This is a genomic window from Nocardioides terrae (genome assembly GCF_900112345.1).
Classification (GTDB): domain Bacteria; phylum Actinomycetota; class Actinomycetes; order Propionibacteriales; family Nocardioidaceae; genus Nocardioides; species Nocardioides terrae.
Genome location: NZ_FOLB01000005.1, coordinates 240,141 through 256,080, shown reverse-complemented (window position 1 = coordinate 256,080; position 15,940 = coordinate 240,141). Strand labels below are relative to the sequence as shown.

15 protein-coding genes and 2 tRNA genes are annotated in these 15,940 nt (G+C 72.2%); 6 read left to right on the top strand and 11 right to left on the bottom strand.

Annotated features, from left to right (window positions below; all coding sequences use genetic code 11):
* The first annotated feature begins 2 nt into the window (after positions 1–2).
* On the top strand, positions 3–1,388 hold the full coding sequence (locus BM236_RS09220) for a dihydrolipoamide acetyltransferase family protein (protein WP_091122763.1): 1,386 nt from the start codon (positions 3–5) through the stop codon (positions 1,386–1,388).
* A 180-nt stretch (positions 1,389–1,568) separates the two neighbouring features.
* Here the strand turns inward: BM236_RS09220 and BM236_RS09215 are convergent, their stop codons facing one another.
* Both BM236_RS09215 and BM236_RS09210 read right to left on the bottom strand, forming a co-directional pair.
* Entirely contained in the window at positions 1,569–2,369 is an 801-nt protein-coding gene (locus tag BM236_RS09215) for a phosphatase PAP2 family protein (RefSeq protein ID WP_245750227.1), read from the bottom strand.
* A gap of 71 nt (positions 2,370–2,440) precedes the next feature.
* Positions 2,441–3,106 carry a lysophospholipid acyltransferase family protein gene (locus BM236_RS09210; protein ID WP_091122760.1) on the bottom strand — a complete coding sequence of 222 codons (666 nt, stop codon included), beginning with the start codon at positions 3,104–3,106 and terminating at the stop codon, positions 2,441–2,443.
* Between the two features lie 125 nt (positions 3,107–3,231).
* Here BM236_RS09210 and BM236_RS09205 point away from each other — a divergent pair.
* A tRNA-Asp gene (locus tag BM236_RS09205) sits at positions 3,232–3,305 on the top strand.
* Positions 3,306–3,386: 81 nt separating this feature from the next.
* On the top strand, positions 3,387–3,743 hold the full coding sequence (locus BM236_RS09200; RefSeq protein ID WP_091122759.1) for a metallopeptidase family protein: 357 nt from the start codon (positions 3,387–3,389) through the stop codon (positions 3,741–3,743).
* Between the two features lie 15 nt (positions 3,744–3,758).
* On the opposite strand, the gene crcB is transcribed toward BM236_RS09200, so the two are convergent.
* The 3 genes from crcB to BM236_RS09185 form a co-directional block, all read right to left on the bottom strand.
* The gene (gene crcB / locus BM236_RS09195) at positions 3,759–4,127 is read right to left on the bottom strand and encodes a fluoride efflux transporter CrcB (protein ID WP_091122757.1); all 369 of its coding nucleotides are present in this window, start codon (positions 4,125–4,127) and stop codon (positions 3,759–3,761) included.
* Complete coding sequence (locus BM236_RS09190; RefSeq protein WP_091122755.1) at positions 4,124–4,663, bottom strand: fluoride efflux transporter FluC; 540 nt, start codon at positions 4,661–4,663, stop codon at positions 4,124–4,126. The genes crcB and BM236_RS09190 overlap by 4 nt, the downstream gene beginning before the upstream one ends.
* Positions 4,664–4,757: 94 nt before the next feature.
* Positions 4,758–5,687 carry an ATP-binding protein gene (locus tag BM236_RS09185; RefSeq protein ID WP_091122752.1) on the bottom strand — a complete coding sequence of 310 codons (930 nt, stop codon included), beginning with the start codon at positions 5,685–5,687 and terminating at the stop codon, positions 4,758–4,760.
* A gap of 229 nt (positions 5,688–5,916) precedes the next feature.
* On the opposite strand from BM236_RS09185, the gene BM236_RS09180 reads away from it, so the two are divergent.
* Positions 5,917–7,374 carry an NAD(P)/FAD-dependent oxidoreductase gene (locus BM236_RS09180; protein WP_091122750.1) on the top strand — a complete coding sequence of 486 codons (1,458 nt, stop codon included), beginning with the start codon at positions 5,917–5,919 and terminating at the stop codon, positions 7,372–7,374.
* 3 nt (positions 7,375–7,377) lie between these two features.
* Here BM236_RS09180 and BM236_RS09175 read toward each other — a convergent pair whose 3' ends face one another.
* The 3 genes from BM236_RS09175 to BM236_RS09165 form a co-directional block, all read right to left on the bottom strand.
* Entirely contained in the window at positions 7,378–8,355 is a 978-nt protein-coding gene (locus BM236_RS09175; RefSeq protein ID WP_091122748.1) for a hypothetical protein, read from the bottom strand.
* A 135-nt stretch (positions 8,356–8,490) separates the two neighbouring features.
* Positions 8,491–8,563: transfer RNA gene (locus tag BM236_RS09170), tRNA-Lys, on the bottom strand.
* A gap of 386 nt (positions 8,564–8,949) precedes the next feature.
* Positions 8,950–10,578 carry a methyl-accepting chemotaxis protein gene (locus tag BM236_RS09165; RefSeq protein ID WP_091122745.1) on the bottom strand — a complete coding sequence of 543 codons (1,629 nt, stop codon included), beginning with the start codon at positions 10,576–10,578 and terminating at the stop codon, positions 8,950–8,952.
* 130 nt (positions 10,579–10,708) lie between these two features.
* Here BM236_RS09165 and BM236_RS19505 point away from each other — a divergent pair, with 130 nt between their 5' ends.
* A complete protein-coding gene (locus tag BM236_RS19505; protein ID WP_091122743.1) occupies positions 10,709–11,314 on the top strand; it encodes a phosphatase PAP2 family protein in 606 nt (201 codons plus the stop codon).
* Here BM236_RS19505 and BM236_RS09155 read toward each other — a convergent pair.
* The 3 genes from BM236_RS09155 to BM236_RS09145 form a co-directional block, all read right to left on the bottom strand.
* The gene (locus BM236_RS09155) at positions 11,311–12,759 is read right to left on the bottom strand and encodes an SIR2 family protein (protein WP_091122741.1); all 1,449 of its coding nucleotides are present in this window, start codon (positions 12,757–12,759) and stop codon (positions 11,311–11,313) included. The genes BM236_RS19505 and BM236_RS09155 overlap by 4 nt on opposite strands.
* Positions 12,756–13,331, bottom strand: a complete 576-nt coding sequence (locus BM236_RS09150) for a DUF2231 domain-containing protein (RefSeq protein ID WP_091122738.1) — start codon at positions 13,329–13,331, stop codon at positions 12,756–12,758. The genes BM236_RS09155 and BM236_RS09150 overlap by 4 nt, the downstream gene beginning before the upstream one ends.
* Positions 13,332–13,459: 128 nt before the next feature.
* A complete protein-coding gene (locus tag BM236_RS09145) occupies positions 13,460–14,239 on the bottom strand; it encodes an MBL fold metallo-hydrolase (RefSeq protein ID WP_091122735.1) in 780 nt (259 codons plus the stop codon).
* Positions 14,240–14,309: 70 nt separating this feature from the next.
* Here BM236_RS09145 and BM236_RS09140 point away from each other — a divergent pair, with 70 nt between their 5' ends.
* Complete coding sequence (locus tag BM236_RS09140; protein ID WP_091122732.1) at positions 14,310–15,896, top strand: non-homologous end-joining DNA ligase LigD; 1,587 nt, start codon at positions 14,310–14,312, stop codon at positions 15,894–15,896.
* Positions 15,897–15,940: the final 44 nt, after the last annotated feature.

The window sequence follows — 15,940 nt, the reverse complement described above, 5'->3', positions numbered from 1 at the left end:
GCGTGACCACCGTCGAACAGACGTTCCTGCTGCCCGACCTCGGCGAGGGCCTCACCGAGGCCGAGATCGTCCGCTGGTTCGTCACCGAGGGCCAGGAGGTCGCGATCGACGAGACGATCGTCGAGGTCGAGACCGCCAAGTCGATCGTCGAGGTCCCCTCACCCTTCGCCGGCATCGTCGTGACGCTGCACGCCGCGGAGGGCGAGAGCCTGGCCGTCGGCAGGCCGCTGCTGACCGTCGGTGCGACGGAGGGCGCGACTGGAGGCGCGCCCGAGCGCGGCGCTGCTGGAGCGGACCCCGCCGTCGAGCCGGCGCACGCGGATGCCGAGCGCTACCGCGAGGAGGAGCGAGCCGGGTCGGGCAACGTCCTCATCGGCTACGGCACCTCCGCGCATGCCGGGGCCACCCGCCGCCGCCGTCCCCGCGCCGGTGCGCAGCAAGCGAGGACACCGGCCGCCGAGCCCGGCACCCGTGGACCGGTCCGCGTCATCTCGCCGCTGGTCCGCAAGATCGCCCGTGACCACGGCATCGACCTGCGCGGCGTCGCGCCGACCGGCTATCGCGGAATCATCACGAAGGCCGACGTCGAGCGGGCGATCACCGAGACCCGGCCGGCCGCGGCGGTCGCACCCGTCGCCGCGCCGACGCCTGCGGTCGCGCCGTCAGCGCCGTCCGCACCGGCGGCCCCGGCTGCTCCAAGCGAGCGCCGCATCCCGCTGAGCGGGTTCCGCAAGGCGGTGTCCACGGCCCTGACCCGCAGCCGCGCAGAGATCCCCGAGGCGACCGTGTGGGTCGACGTCGACGCCACCGCGCTGTGGGAGCTGCGGGAGTCGGCGCGCACCGCGGACGACCCGGGGCCCGGGCTGCTCGCCTACATCGCCCGATTCGTGGTCGCCGGCCTCAAGGCCTACCCCGTCCTCAACTCCCGGCTCGACGTCGAGCGGGACGAGATCGTCGAGCTCGACGCGATCAACCTCGGCCTCGCCGTGCAGGGCGAGCGCGGGCTCGTCGTACCCGCCGTGATCGGCGCGGACTCGATGACCACGGCCGGCCTGGACGCCGCGATCCGCGACGTCACCGCCCGGGCCCGCTCCGGCCGGGCCACCGCCGAGGAGCTCGCCGCCGGGACGTTCACCCTGAACAACTACGGCGGCTTCCGGGTGGACGGCAGCGCGGCCATCATCAACCATCCCCAGGTCGCGATCCTCGGTCTCGGCCGGATCATCGACCGGCCCTGGGTGGTCGACGGGCAGATCGTGCCGCGGAAGATCACCCAGATGTCGTTCGTCTTCGACCACCGGGTCTGCGACGGCGGCACCGCGGCCGGCTTCATGCGGTCGGTCGCCGACGCGATCGAGAACCCCGCCTCGGCGATCGCCCGGATGTGACGCCGGGACCTGCCCTGCGGGAAGTAGGGGCCGGGTCGAGACTTGGAAAAACAGATGACTTGGGCGGTCCGGAGCCGGTCCCGAAGCTGCCCGAGTCATCTGTTTTCAACAGACGGCCGGGCCGACCGACCGGGACGGCCGGCGCCCATCCAGCACCGGAGCGGCTCCTCGGCACGGGACCTACGCGGCCTGGGTCTCGCGGAGCGGGTCCTCGGAGGCGACCGGCACCGTCGTCGTACGCCGGCGGTGGTGGGTCACGCCGAACCAGACGGCCAGCACGATGAGCTGGCCGACGACGACGTCGACGATCCAGTGGTTGGCGGTGGCGATGACGACGATGCCGGTCAGCAGGGCGTAGGCCACGCCCGCGCCGCGGAGCAGCTTCGAGCGGGTCGCACTCCAGATCCCGAGCGCCACCCAGAGCGCCCAGCCGGCGTGCATCGAGGGGAACGCCGCCAGCTCGTTGGTCATCCCGCCGAGACCCTTCGGCGCGGAGGCGTCCGACCCCCACCAGCCGATGTCGGAGTGGAGGGCCATCACGTCGGTGAAGCCGGGCAGCATCCGGGGCGGTGCGGTGGGGATGGTCAGGTAGAACCCGAGCGCGACGATGGTGGCCACCGCGAGCGCGCGCCGAGCCGGCACGTAGACGTCCTGCCCGCGGCGGAAGAGCCAGATCAGGACCAGGCCGGTGACGACGTAGTGCGCGCTGGCGTACCAGTAGTCGGCGGCCAGCCCGAGCCAGCCGTGCATCGTCAGGAAGCGGTTCAGCTCCAGCTCGCCGGGCACGTGGAGCATCTGCTCGAGATGGGCGATGTCGGCCGCGCGCACCAGCGCCGGGCCGAGCCGGCCGTCGGCCAGCGTGCGAGCGGCCGAGTAGCCGACGTACAGCAGGGCGATGATCCCGATCTCGCGCACCGCCGAGCGGGCGCGCAGCACCGCCGTCGTGCCCACGTCTCGCGCGCACATGGTCGTCAGAGCCATCGAAGATCACCTGCCTGTCACCGAAGCCGTCTCCCCAGCATAAGGGGACGCAGTCTCCGGTTATTCCGGGTTCAGGCGGCGTTTCGCCGCGCGACCTCGTCGACGGTGGGATGGCGGTCGACGTACTCCTGCTGGGTGAGCTCCCGGATCTCGCGCATGAGCGCGTCGGTCGCCTCCCGCCAGGCCTGCGGATCGTCCGCGCGTCCGTGCCAGCGGCTGAGGTCGAGGGGAGCGCCGAGGCGGATCTCCACCCTGCCGGGCCGACCGAGGCCTACGGTCTCGGCACCGAGGATCCCGACGGGGATCACCGTGGCGTCCGGGCGGCTGAGCGCGACCCGCATGACGCCGGTATGGCCGCGGTAGAGCCGTCCGTCGGGGGAGCGGGTGCCCTCGGGGTAGATCGCCCACACGCCACCGCGGTCGAGCAGGCCGCGTGCCGCGTCGAGGGCCGGATCGGCGACGCCGTTGCCGGAGCGGATGATGGGGATCTGTCCGGTCGCCCGGCAGAGCAGGCCATAGAGCCGCGCGCCGAGTGCGCCTCGGTCGAAGTAGTCGCTCTTCGCGACATACGTGATCCGTCGGCGGAGTGCGACACCGAGCACGACCGACTCGATCTCGGTGCGGTGGTTCGGGGCGAGGACGACCGGCCCGCGCTTCGGCAGGTGCCCGGTGACGGTGGGACGGGCGAGCAGGCGCACGAACGGGCCGACCAGGACCCACTTCAGGAACCAGTACAACGCGACCTCCTCGACGGTGTCTCCCCCGAGGATCGCAGATCCGGCGGCGGGTGCCTACGCCGATTGGGAAGCGCCGGACACCATCGGCTAGAGTTCCCTCGTTCCCGCAAGGGAGCAGAGAGCAAGGCCCCGTAGCGCAGTTGGTTAGCGCGCCGCCCTGTCACGGCGGAGGCCGCGGGTTCGAGTCCCGTCGGGGTCGCTTCACGACAACGAGGTGTGTGCCGGTCGAGCCGGCACCACCTCGTTCTCGCATTTCGGGGCTCCTGCCAGAGTGGGAGGCGTGCCCATCAACGTGTCCGCCGAGCGTTTCGACCAGCTCGTCGACGATGCGCTCGACCTCATCCCGGCGTCGTTGGCCGCGCGTGTGGAGAACCTCGTCGTCCTGGTCGAGGAGGAGCCGCCCGAGGACGAGCCGCGCGACCTGCTCGGGCTCTACGACGGCGTGGCGATGACCGAGCGTGACTCGCGCTACGCGGGCGACCTCCCGGACCGGATCCTGGTCTTCCGCGGTCCGCTGCAGCGCTACTGCGACTCCGAGCAGCAGCTCGTCGAGGAGGTCCGGGTCACCGTCGTGCACGAGGTGGCGCACCACTTCGGGATCTCGGACGAGCGGTTGCACGAGCTGGGCTGGGCCTGACAGCCAGCCGGTCGATCAGCCGAGGGAGCCCACCCAGAACCCGAGCGACACCGCGGCGAGGCCGAGCAGGATCGAGCCGGCCACGTTGACCAGCGCCGTGCCCCAGCGCCGCTCGTCGAGCAGCCGGAAGGTCTCGAAGGAGAACGTCGAGAAGGTCGTCAGTGCCCCGCAGAAGCCGACCCCCACGACCGTGAACACCCAGGGGGAGACGTGGCCCGCGACGGACAGACCGGCCACCACGCCGAGGACGAGCGAGCCGGCCACGTTGACGGTCAGCGTCCCCCAGGGCAGCCGCGAGGAGTGCCGCGACTGCACGAGCAGGTCGGTCAGGTAGCGGGCCGGGGCCCCGACCAGTCCGCCCAGGACCACCAGCACCGCCGTCACGAGCGGCCCTCCGGCGTACGACGGACGTCGATCCAGACGCGGCCGGCGACCACGCCGATCGTGACCGCGACGAGTCCGGCGAGGATCGAGCCACCGACATAGGCCAGCGCGAGCACCGGATGGTGGCTGGCGACCAGCCCGCGCGCGTCCAGCTCGTAGGTCGAGAACGTGGTGAACCCGCCGAGGAGCCCGACGCCGAGGAAGGGCCGGACATAGCGCCGGTGCGCCCAGACGTCGAGGACGAAGGCCATCAGGAGGCCGAGCAGGAACGACCCTGCGACGTTGACGACCACCGTCCCCCAGGCCACCTCGGACGCCCCGTGGGGGAGCGCCTCGGAGAGGCCCCAGCGGGCAAGCGACCCGAGCGCGCCGCCGACGGCGATGACCGGCACCAGGTCGGCGTGCTGAGCGACCAGCTCGCGGAGCGGGAGTGGCGAGGGCGTGGCTGACACGTCGGAGTCGACCGGCAGCCGGTGCAGGTCGGCCTCGACGGAGTGCTCCAGGTGGTGATCCCGGTCTTCGCGCTCGGGGCTCATCGGTGCGGACTCCTCCTACCTCTGCATCAGGTAGGGACTGTCGGCGGCGTCGGCCGCGGTTGTCGGCGAGCCCCACCGCCATCGGTCCGCGAGTCTACTGAGCGAGCTGGTGGAGCGGCTCGGCGACGCCGCGCCACGGCAAGGGGTGATGGCCGGAGGCCTGTCGGACGTACTCGCCCAGGAACCAGGTCTGGAAGATCCGCTGCTCCTCCGTGCGGGCGAGGGAGAGCAGGCGCTTCTGGCGGCAGAACTCGTCGGCGAGGTCGAGGAGGTGGAGGAACCGCTCCAAGGTGGGCGCGGCCGAGCGCGGCATCCGCACGGTGAGGTCGGCCGACGGTGAGCCCTCGGCCGGCGCCTCGAGGAACTCGGTGAGCCCGATGCCCGTGTGCAGGTCGGTCTCGAGGGCCTTGAACAGGTCGGAGAGGTCGTCGGCGAGCGGATAGTCGGCGGCGTGGGCGAGGGCGAGGAGGCGGACCTCGCGTCGCAGCTCGCGGAAGTGGGCCTGGAAGCCGACATAGAGCTGGAGCGGCACGCCCAGGATCACGATGTCGATGAGGTCTTCGGCAGTGTGCGGCTGGGCGGCGGGCGCGAGCACGCTGATCATGCCGTCGACGCCGTCCGTGGCGAAGTCCGGCGCCGGCTCGAACCACACGACCTTGCCGTCGGCCTCGATCTCGGCGCCCCAGGCGCAGGAGCTGCGCGCGACGATCGACAGGCCACGGCCGAAGGTGAGGAGCAGGTCGTCGTCGCGGTCGAGGGCGAGCGGGGCGGGCAGGACAGGCTGCTCGACGGAGGCGTCGCGGACCTCGACGCGGGGGTGGTCGGTCGTCCCGCGCACCCGCACCTGGATCGGGTCGGCGCCGTGCAGGATCGCATTGGAGACCAGCTCGGAGACCCCCAGCTCGGCGCAGTCCAGGAGCTCGTAGCGGGAGATGTCACGAAAGACCCGGACGATCCAGCGGCGCGCGTCCTGAACGCCCTTCGGCCCTGGCGCCAGGGTGAGGGCCGGTCTACTGAGCGGCACTAGGGTCCTCCGGTGGAGCTGAGACGTCCGAGAGCTTCGGGGGATATACCCGAGCCTCCGGGGTCCCAAACCACTGCGGCGCAATTCGAGCCCGACGGCGCTCGTGACCTCGTCCCCCCCGAGTGTGACGATGGAGACGGGGTACCGCTTTGAGCCTGAGGACAACCCGCGACACAATGGTCTTGAACGTTCCAATGGGACGGCTGTGCGGCAACGGAGAGGTAGGGACATGTCAGATCGTCACCAGGTTGTGGTGATCGGGTCCGGATTCGGCGGCCTGTTCGGCGCGAAGGCTCTCAAGCGGGCCGACGTCGACGTCACGATGATCGCGAAGACGACGCACCACCTGTTCCAGCCGCTGCTCTACCAGGTCGCGACGGGCATCCTCTCCCAGGGCGAGATCGCGCCGCCCACCCGCGAGGTCCTGCACAAGCAGAAGAACGCGACGGTCCTACTGGGCGAGGTCACCGACATCGACCTGGAGGCCCGCACCGTCACGTCCCAGCTGCTCGGCCGGCCGACCACGGTGAGCTATGACTCGCTGATCGTCGCCGCCGGCGCGGGGCAGTCCTACTTCGGCAACGACCACTTCGCCGAGTTCGCCCCCGGCATGAAGAGCATCGACGACGCGCTGGAGCTGCGCGGCCGCATCTTCGGCTCCTTCGAGCTGGCCGAGCTCGCCGCCCAGCGCGGGGAGTCGTTCGAGCACCTGCTCACGTTCGTGGTGGTCGGTGCCGGTCCGACGGGTGTCGAGCTGGCCGGACAGATCGCCGAGCTCGCCCGGCGTACGCTCAAGCGGGACTTCAAGCACATCCGCACCGAGCACGCCCGCGTGATCCTCGTCGACGCCGCGCCGCAGGTGCTGCCGCCCTTCGGCGCCAAGCTCGGCGAGAAGACCAAGGTCGCGCTGGAGAAGCTCGGCATCGACGTCGTCCTCGGCGCGATGGTGACCAACGTCGACGAGCGCGGCCTGGAGTGGAAGTTCAAGGACGGCCGCGTCGAGCGCATCGAGTCGGTCACCAAGATCTGGGCGGCCGGCGTCTCCGCGTCGCCGCTCGGCAAGACCCTCTCGGAGCAGACCGGAGCGCCACTGGACCGGGCCGGCCGGATCTCGGTCAACCCCGACCTGACGCTCCCCGGCCACCCGGAGGTCTTCGTCGTCGGCGACATGATCAACCTCGACCACCTGCCCGGTGTCGCACAGGTCGCGATCCAGGGCGCGAAGCACGCCGCCAAGGAGATCGAGCGGCGGCTCGAGGGCAAGCCGTCGGCGGGCCCGTTCAAGTACTTCGACAAGGGCTCGATGGCCACCATCAGCCGCTTCCGCGCCGTCGCGTCGATCGGGAACCTCAAGCTCACCGGCTTCGTCGCGTGGCTGATGTGGCTGGTCGTGCACCTCTTCTACATCACCGGCTTCAAGAACCGCGTCACCGCGGTGATGCACTGGTTCGTCTCGTTCCTGGGCAGCGACCGCGCCGAGCGCACGACGACGCTGCAGCAGATCTTCGGCCGGTCGGCGCTCGAACGGCTCGAGGGTGGCGCGTCCTCGCTCGTCTCACCTCCGGGTCAGTACGACGCCGAGCGGGCCGCGGCCGACGAGACGCGCCGCAAGGAGCTCGAGGAGCAGGCGGCCGAGGAGGTCCGGCTGACCGACGCCGGCGAGCGCGGGGTGCACCAGCCGGCCTGAACGCTAGGCCAGCTCGTCGATCCCGGGGCGGTAGTAGCGCAGCACGCGCATGAACTCGTTCGGGTCGACCATCGACGGGTCGATCACGAACTGGCTCATGTCACGCCGGCGGAAGACGACCTTCCAGCCGTGCCGACCGGGCCGGCCGTGCACCTCGACGGGCGTGTAGGTGCTGGTCAGGTCGATGGTCGTGCGTACCCCGTGCTGGACCACCTGCAGCTGACCGCCGCGCACGGACATGCGGGTGACGCTGGTGCCGGAGTGGACCGCCCAGATGATCCCGGTGAGGACCCACAGCGTCACGGCGATGCCGATGCTCGGGGTGTCCTGCTCCCGGCTCGCGACGAAGGTGCCGATCACCGCTGCCGCGGCCGCCAGCAGGGTGCCGATGGCGACGGCCGTCCGGGCCTTGGTGCGCGGGGCGAAGGTCATCCGGACGGGAGCCTCGTCGGTCGGCCCGGTCGCGGGCTTTGCGGCCGGCTCCGTGACCGGCTCCGCGACGGGCTCCGCGACGGGCTCGTCGGCCAGGATCGGCAGCTCGACGGCAGGGAGGTCCTGCGTGGGCGCAGGCTCGACGGCGGGCTCGATGTCGGGCTCGATGTCGGGCTCGGCGACGTCGCTTGCCACGTCGACGACGGGCATCGCCTCGTCGGCGGGCGTCGGATCGATCGTGTCCTCAACCGGCATGGCGTGGGCGGGCGCCGGCTCGACTGGGGTCTCGGCGACCGTCGTCGTCGGCACCGGGATCGGCTCCGGAGCTGGCGCGCCGAGCGGGTCAGCGAAGGCCGGCTCTGCGACGGTCTCGACAGGAGCCGGCTCGGGCACGGGGTCGACGTGCGGCGTGGCGACGGGTGGTGCCCAGCTGGGGACCCGGGTGCGTTCGCGCGCCGAACCGGTGGGCTGCTCGCCGTCGCGGTGGGCGAGCCACAGGTCGAAGACACGGTCTTCGGCGCGCGCTGGCTCCGGCGAGTCGTCTGACATGGTGAAACGGTAGGTTCCCGCGGTCCCTCACGGAATCGTCCGAACGGGTCTGGTCCGGACGGGACCTAGGTCCTGATCGGATGGCGACGATGGAACTCCGCCATGCGCGTGCGGACAGCGGTCGGTCTCACGGAGTAGGCCCTGTGGGACTCGAACCCACAACTAACGGATTAAAAGTCCGCTGCTCTGCCAATTGAGCTAAGGGCCCGCGGGTTCCACTCTTCGATCGACGGGCCCTCTACGGAACCCTCTACGGAATGTACGGAACCCTGTACGGGATGGAGCTTCCGACGGAGCCTACTGGCGGGGATCCGCCGCCGTCGTCACCACCCCGGAACCGTCGGTCGGTCAGGGCCGGTGTGACCGCCCGGGCCCGCTTCGTTGCTCCCCAGCCGTCTTGCTCCAACGGCTCGAGGCCCCGCTTGGGGTCGCAGTTGCGCCGGTTCCAAGCGATCCAGGCCTCCGCCCGCGTGGCGCCGGGAGACTGGTGGAAGTGCGCACCGGGTGCGCATTCCGACCGCATTCCGACCGCATGAATCTGACCGGCCCCTGGCGCGCTCAGGAGCGCGCCAGGGGGCCGGTCGGACGGACGTGTCAGTAGCTGAAGCGACCGACGAGCGCCTGCATCGTGCCGGCGGTGCGAGCCAGCTCGACGGCCGCCTCGCTGGTGCTGCCGGCGGCCGCGTGGCTCTCGTTGGCCGCCTTCGCGACACCGGAGACCGCCTCGGCGATGTTGCTCGAGCCGGACGCCGCCTGGCCGACGTTGCGGCCCATGTGGTTGGTCGTGGCGGTCTGCTGCTCCACGGCCGAGGCGATGGTCGTCTGGCTGGCGTTGATGTGGCCGATGACCTCGCTGATCTCGTTGATCGCGGTGACCGCCTGGCCGGTGTCGGCCTGGATGGCCTCGATCTGGCGGCTGATGTCCTCGGTGGCGCGGGCCGTCTTCGACGCCAGCTCCTTGACCTCGTTGGCGACCACGGCGAAGCCCTTGCCGGTCTCGCCGGCTCGGGCCGCCTCGATGGTGGCGTTGAGCGCGAGGAGGTTGGTCTGCTCGGCGATCGAGGTGATCAGCTTGACGACGTCGCCGATCTGGGCGGACGACGAGCCCAGGCGGGCGATCGTCACGCTGGTCGCCTCGGCCGCGCCGACCGCCTGGGCGGCCGTCCCGGCGGCCTCGGCGGCGCTGCGCGCGATCTCCTGGATGGAGGCGGCCATCTCCTCGGTGCCCTTGGCGACGGTGTGGACGTTGCTGGAGACCAGGTCGGCCGACTCGGCGACGAGCTGGGCCTGGTTGGCCGACGACGCGGCGGACTGCGACATCTGGTCCGAGACTCCGGTCAACCGCTCGGAGGCGGCTGACAGCGACCGCGCCTCGGCGTCGAGGTCCCTCATCGAGGTCGCGAGACCGTCGAGGAGGCCGTTGAGCGCCGCACCCATCTGCGAGACCTCGTCACGGCCCTCGTCCTCGGCGCGTACGTCGAGCCGGCCGGTGGCCGCGACCTGGACGACGTCGACCAGCCGGCGTACCGGCCGGATGATCGACCGCGCGACGAGCACGAGCAGTGCGACGGTGAGGAGGACGGCCAGCAGCAGCGTGAGCTGGACGATGTGACGTCCGGTGGACAGGTCCGAGGCCTGCGTCTTCTTCATCGTCGCCAGGCGCTTGTCGATGAGCTTGCGGTAGTCGGCGGCGGCGTCGTACGTGGCCGACCAGGCCTCACCCGCGGTACCGCCGTTGATGCTGTCCATGACGCCCGCCAGCGCACGGAGCCCGTGCTGCTGCAGGTCCACGCGGAGCGCGGCATCGGCGTCGAAGAACTGCTGGAAGTTGGCCTCGGTGCGGTCGATGACCTTGCGCTCGGCAGCGGTCATGACGCTGCGGTCCATGTCGGCGTACATCTTCTCGATGCCCTTGCGCGACGTCGCGAAGCCCTGGATGTTGTAGTCGTCGGCGGACATGCCCTTGGCGATGCCGTAGGCCGCTGCGTCGGCGAGGTAGAGGCCCTGCCAACCGGTGATGTCGTTGATCCGGATGAGCAGGTCGTCGGCGATCTGCTGCGCCTGCTGGATCTTGACGATCTTGGCGTCCGTGCGGTCCGCCCGGTGCTGGGTGACGGTGTCGGCCGCGAAGGCGGCGCCGATGAGAGCTCCGCAGAGGACGAAGACACCTCCGAGTCGAACGCTGATGGAGTGGTTGCGCAGGCGCGGTGCCGACGTGGGCATGGCAGAGGTCTCGCTTATCTGGCCGGGAACTGTCCACCCTCCATCGGCCGCCCGGTGTCGGAGTTGAGACGCGGCGCGGTGCGGGTGCCGCCCGCGGGTACCCGATCGTGTCTGCTGGAGGGAGGGTTCCGTGTCAGGTCGGTGGCTGGGCGCCGCGGGGTTGCTGGCGGCGTACGCCGTCGTCGCGGCCCGCGCCCCGAAGGTCCCGGGCCGCCGTGAGCGCGCGGTGTTCGAGCGGGTCAACGACAGCGGCGGCCAACCGTGGCTGCGCGTCCCGCAGCAGTGGGGGACGCCGTGGACGCTGCCGGCGGTCGCCGCCCTCGCAGCCGTCCGCCGGCAGGGCCGGTGGGCCGTGGTGGTGCTCGCCTGCCTGCCGGTCGAGAAGGGCATCGAGGTGGCGACGAAGAAGGTCCGACCGCGGCCGCGGCCGCTCTACGTCCAGCCCACGGTGCTGCGCGACGACGCTCCGATCGAGGGCGGCTCGATGCCGTCCGGACACGCCGCCCTCTCGGCCTGCAGCACCCTCATGCTGGCACCCCTGGTCCCGCGTCCGGTGACGGCCGTGATGACGGCCGTGGTGGGGCTCTCCGCCTGGACGCGCGTCCACCAGGGTGCGCACGAGCCGGTGGACGTGGCCGCCGGGCTGCTCCTCGGGAGCGGCATCGGGCTGGCCGCGACGGAGCTGGGCACCCACTGGCCGGGCCGGCGCCAGCGGCCGGGACCGACCGTCGCCTAGGCTCCCGCGCGGTCCAGCGCGTCACGCACCGACGCCCACTCCTCGCCCTGCTCCTCGACCTCGCGGCGCAGCCGCCGGGCTTCCTCCGCAGCGACTCGGCCGTCGGCGTCAAGCAATCCGGCGAAGCGGGGGTCGAGCAGCCAGGACCCGGTGTCGACGGCGTGCCAGCCGACCGCGTCGAGGAGGATCTCCAACGCCCGGGCGCGCGACGGCAGGTCCTCGCCGGGCAGGGTGAGCCAGCGGAGCTGGTCGCCCCACAGCTCGCGCCGGGCCTCGTCGGCGTCCACGTCGAGCACCGTGGCGATCGGGCCGGACAGGCCGCAGTCCTCGCGGAACACCTCGACCTCGCGCAGCAGCCGGACCACGTTGTCGTCATCGAGCGAGGCGCCGACGAGCATGAGGTGCCGGGTCAGCAGGAGCGCCTGCAGCAGCGCACCGGCCGGCCGGACGTCGGCGTCGAAGCGCACGAAGTCACGCCTGGTCAGGGTGACCGACTCCGGACGCGACACGTCGCCGTGCAGCTTGAGCAGCCAGGAGTCACCGACCGCCTCCCACGGCAGGACGGCCGGCCGCGGGCGGCCGGTCGCCTCGACGGCCCGCTCGTAGAGCTGGTCGTAGTTGGTCGTCGCCGCCTCGCGACAGCCCAGGTCGGCCAGCAGGGCGTGGCCGAGCGAGGGTCGGTCGTGCTCGCCGAGCGAGCGGACGACCGCCTCGCCGAGCTGCGGCAGCCGGCGTTGCAGCAGCTGCGCCTGGTCGAGCCGGGAGAGCCGGCCGAGCCGCTCGGGATCGGTCCCGGCCTCCTGCGCGAGCCGGTCGAGCATGGCCCGCCAGCCGGGCAGCCCGGCCGGGACGCTCAGCCCGGCGCCGAAGAAGAGGGCGAGGCGGCCCTTGCGCGCCAGCGTCCCGAGCCGAGCCGCCTCGTCAAGCTGCTCGTCGGCGAACCGGTCGGGGCGGACCTCGCCGCGCACGTGCTGGGCCGCGCCGTGGACCGAGCGCTCGGGGGTGACGAGGGCGACGTCGAGCGGACAGTCGGCGACCACGTCGAGAAGGGCCTGCAGCAGCAATCGGACGACCTCGCCGCGATCGTCGGAGTGGCCGCCGCCCTCGATGCCGATCACGGGGACCGCGAGCAGCGGCATGACCCGGTTGAGGGCCGGTTCCACGCCGGCGTCGGCGACCTCCCGGGCGATGGCCGTCGCACGCGCGACGAGCTCCTCGGCGGCCAGCCCCGGCCCGACACTGACGAACCAGAGCGGTCGGCCGTCGGCGCAGCGCCCGTGGCCCGCGCCCGGCCAGCCCTCGGGCCGCAGCGCGGCCGGGTCGGCGTCGCCGAGGACCGGGCTCCACGTGTCCTCGAACGCGAAGTCGTCGTCGGTGGGAACCACGGCCGCGTCGTGCACGAGCGCCTCCAGGCGCCCGTGCACGACGAAGAGGTGTCCGCTCACCCGTTCTCGAACGCCGGGTGCCTCGTCGCGACCCTCCGTGCCGCCGCCAGGTGCCCGCCGAGCAGGCCCGCGACGGATGCCACCGTGGCGCCGGCCAGGCCGAGCGCGACGCCGGCCGACGTGTTGCCGCGCCGCCTGGCCACCCACGACCCGGTGTAGCACCAGATCGCGACGGCGTTGCCGATCGCATGCGCGCTCGCCGTACGCCGGTCACGGTCGGTGCCCAGGGCGGCGAACTCGGCCCATCCGGTGATCGCGGTCGGCACCGCCGTCGCCACGCCGAGCCCGGTCAGCATCCGGGCCGCAGGCCTGGCCGACGGTCCGCCGACCAGGTCGAGCACGTTGGCCGACGTCCAGAATCCGATCGGCAGGTCGGTCATCAGGGGGTGCAGCGCGTGCCCGAGCCACTTGCCCCGGAGCGCGTCGCGGCGGGTGGGGTCGGCGACCAGTGCGTCGGCGAGCGGCCGGACCGTGCGGGCCACCGCGTCGAGCGCTCCGGCGCCCTCGACCGCCTCGGCGAACCGGACCAACGGACTGCGCGTGGCCGGCCAGGCGTCCTGTGCGTGTGTCACGCCGCCCCTCCCTCGCACGTGTGCTGGACGGAGACGAGATCGAAGGTGACGTCGGCCATGGGCTCTGCTCCTGGAGGGTCGCGGACGGTGTGCTCCTCCGGTGCCCGATCCGAGCGCCGAGTCAACGCTCAACTCGTGAGCGAGACCGTCTCGCCTCGCCCGACCGGCCGGATGCGCCCGGCCAGGCCTCGCGAGCGGCACGCCTCGAGGAAGTCGCCGAGCGGGGAGCGGAAGACCGTGTAGTCGTCGTAGTGCACCGGCACGGTGACAGAAGGCCCGACCAGCTCGACGAGGTCGGCGCCCTGGTCGCCGTCCATCGTCACGAGCAGCCCGAGGGCACGGGTTCCGCCGAGGTGGATGACCATCGCGTCGAGCGGGCCGAGTCGGTCGGTCACGTCCCGCAGCCACGGGCGGAAGAGCGTGTCGCCGGTGATGTAGACCCGGAACGGCGGCCCGGCCCCGTCGCTCGCCTCGACGACGGTGCCCATGACCGGCGGCAGCAGCGCCCGCGCGTACGACGGCGCGTGCTCGCCCGGCACGGAGGTGACGCGCAGCCCGTCGGCCAGCGTGGTGGTCTCCCACGTCTGCATGCCGTGGGCCATCCCGAACCCCCACCTGCCCAGCTTGCGGCCGGCCGCAGGCGTGGTCAGGATCGGCAGGTCCCGATCCAGCCGCTCACGGGCCACCGGGTCGAAGTGGTCGCCGTGCAGGTGGGACAGGAGCACGCCGTCGAGCGGGGGCAGCGCGTCGGGCTGCTTGGCCGGGTCGGTGCGGCGCTTGGAGAACAGGCCGTTGCCGAGGTAGGCGCGCTTGCCCCGCGGCCGGAAGTCGGGGTCGGTCAGCAGGGTCTGGCCGCCGAGGCGCAACAGCGTCGTGGCGGTGCCGATGAACTCCAGGGTCGCCTCCATCAGCCGCCGGTGCCCAGGCCGGGTCCGCGGCTATCGCGTTGGTCGGCGCGCCGGTGGGAACCTGACGGACATGGCAGCCGACCCGCTGGAGGTCTACCGGCGCAAGCGCGACTTCACCCGCACCAGCGAGCCGCGCGGCGGCACGCCTGCCGAGGGGGAGGGCCGGCGGTTCGTCGTCCAGCGCCACCGCGCCAGCCGGCTCCACTACGACCTGCGCTTCGAGATCGACGGCGTGCTGGTCAGCTGGGCGGTGCCGAAGGGTCCGACCCTGGACCCCTCCGAACGCCGCCTCGCCGTGCACGTCGAGGACCACCCGATCGAGTACCTCACGTTCGAGGGCGTGATCCCGCACGGCGAGTACGGCGGCGGGGACGTCATCGTCTGGGACATCGGCACCTGGGAGCCGGTCCACACCGACGACCCGGGAGCGGCCGTGCGCGACGGCGAGCTGCACGCCGAGATGCACGGGTCGAAGCTGCACGGCCGCCTGGTGCTGGTCCGGCGCGAGGGTGACCGCGGAGACGGTGGCAAGAACTGGATGCTGCTGCACAAGCACGATGAGCACGCGGTCGACGGATGGGACCCGGAGGAGCACCCGCGCTCGGCCGTCAGCGGCCGGACCAACGAGGAGGTCAAGGCCGACCCCGACCGGCTCTGGCGCTCGGACGCGCCGGCGGCCGAGGCCGACGTGTCGCTCCTGCCCGACCCGCTGCCCGACGAGGCGATCGAGGCGCTCGGCGAGCTCGGCAAGGAGGGCACCTGGGAGGTCTTCGGGCGCTCGCTCAAGGTGACCAACCTGGACAAGGTGCTCTTCCCGGCTCCCGACGGGGACGGCCCGCCCATCACCAAGCGCGAGCTGCTCGCCTACACCGCCCGGATCGCGCCCGTCGCCTTGCCCTACCTGGAGGGGCGCGCGCTCAACCTGCACCGCTACCCGGACGGCGCGGAGAGGAAGGGCTTCTGGCACAAGGCACGTCCGTCGCACGCGCCCGACTGGGTCGAGGGCTGGGACAACCCCGACGCCGACCCGGGCGAGACCGAGACCTACATCGTGGCGTCCGAGCCCGCGACCCTCGTCTGGGTCGCCAACTTCGGCGCGCTCGAGTGGCACCCGTGGACATCGCGTACGGCCACACCTCACCAGCCGACGTACGCGCTCGTCGACCTGGACCCGGGCGAGGAGACCTCCTGGGACGACCTGCTCGCGCTGGCCCGGCTGCACCGCACCGCGCTGGAGCACCTCGGCGTGACCGCGCGGGCGAAGGTGACCGGGCGGCGCGGCATCCAGATCTGGATCCCGATCGTCGACGGCTACACCTTCGACGACACCCGGGCGTGGGTCGAGAAGCTGTCGCGCACCGTCGGGAAGGTGGTGCCCGACCTGGTCAGCTGGAAGTGGGAGAAGAAGGCCCGCGGCGGCCTGGCCCGGCTCGACTACACGCAGAACGCGATCAACAAGACGCTGGTCGCGCCCTACTCGCCGCGGCCGGCGCCGGGCGCTCCCGTCTCCGTGCCGATCGGGTGGGAGGAGCTGGACGACCCCCTGCTGCGACCCGACCGGTGGACCGTCCGGACCGTCCTCGACCGGCTCGCGGAGCGCGGCGACCCGTTCCGTGCGGTGCTGGGCGCCGCCCAGGAGCTGCCGGAGATCACCTGACCACGGGCTCGGGATCCGGAGAAGTTCACGCGCACGTCACCGAC